Annotated in this window: 1 protein-coding gene; it reads right to left on the reverse strand. The window is 69.0% G+C overall.

From position 1 onward, the window contains the following. A partial coding sequence (locus tag EOS_RS42715; RefSeq protein ID WP_152693278.1) for an SAF domain-containing protein occupies positions 1-932 on the reverse strand: 932 nt, incomplete at both ends.

Genomic DNA, 932 nt, shown 5'->3' on the forward strand with positions numbered 1-932 from the left:
GCGCCGACGGCCTGTGACGGATCCGTGACGATGGCTTGCGGCATGGTGGTGAGGTCGCCGTCGCGGGGAATCAGGTCGGCGGCGCTCAGCACTTCGCCGGGTGCAACGGCGCGCGCGGCGAGGTAATACGTGGCCATCACCGAGACACGTGCCTGCAGGTAGAGCGTCCACGGCCGCTCGCCGGAGCAGCGTACGCCGACGGTGGTACGGCCCCAGAGGCGCGAGCCTGCGGGCAGGAACGGTTCGAGCGTCGAGCATGCCGCGAGGCCGCGCGGAAAGACCGGTGTGACGGTGATGTCGGCCTTGCCGGGCAAACCCGCCGCCTGCTGCATCAGGAACATGAGGGCGGCGGCACGGATGGAGTCGCCGTCCTGCGTGAGCTGATTGGATCCGTCAGCCGTGGCCGGCGTGGGTTGGAGCGGGGCGCGGATGGGCGCGGGGGAGCGCATCGAAACGGGCATCATGCCGGCGGCGGGCGTTGCAGCAATCGGTCTGGCCTGAAAGCCTCGCGTGGCAATGCGCGTGGCGCCTTGAGCCGATGCGCTGCCATTGGGAGTGACGACCACGGGCATCACGTCGCGCGACGAGGCGGATGCCTGGACCATGACGCGCGGCAGGGCATCGGCGGCTGCGGCCGGAGTGCGGGCGCTGCTTCCAGCGTTATTTCCAGCGTTATTCCCAACGTTACTAATAGTAGTAGCCGCTTTGGGCTCGCCATTGCCCGGGATCTCGATCAAACCACCGGCATCGGGCGCATCGTTCGATGCAGCGCTGCGGCTTGGCGACATCGCCAGCTTGGGCGCCGTAGCAGCGGCCCTCGCTTCGCCCGGACCCGGAATCACGATCAAACCGCTGGTATCGGCGGAAGACGACGATGCATCGGCGGCGTCGGCGTGGGCATCGAGCGCGAGCGCGGCTGCGCGCATGGCGGC

Origin of the sequence: Caballeronia mineralivorans PML1(12), assembly GCF_001028175.1 — a bacterium.
In the GTDB taxonomy this organism is placed as follows: Bacteria; Pseudomonadota; Gammaproteobacteria; order Burkholderiales; family Burkholderiaceae; genus Caballeronia; species Caballeronia mineralivorans.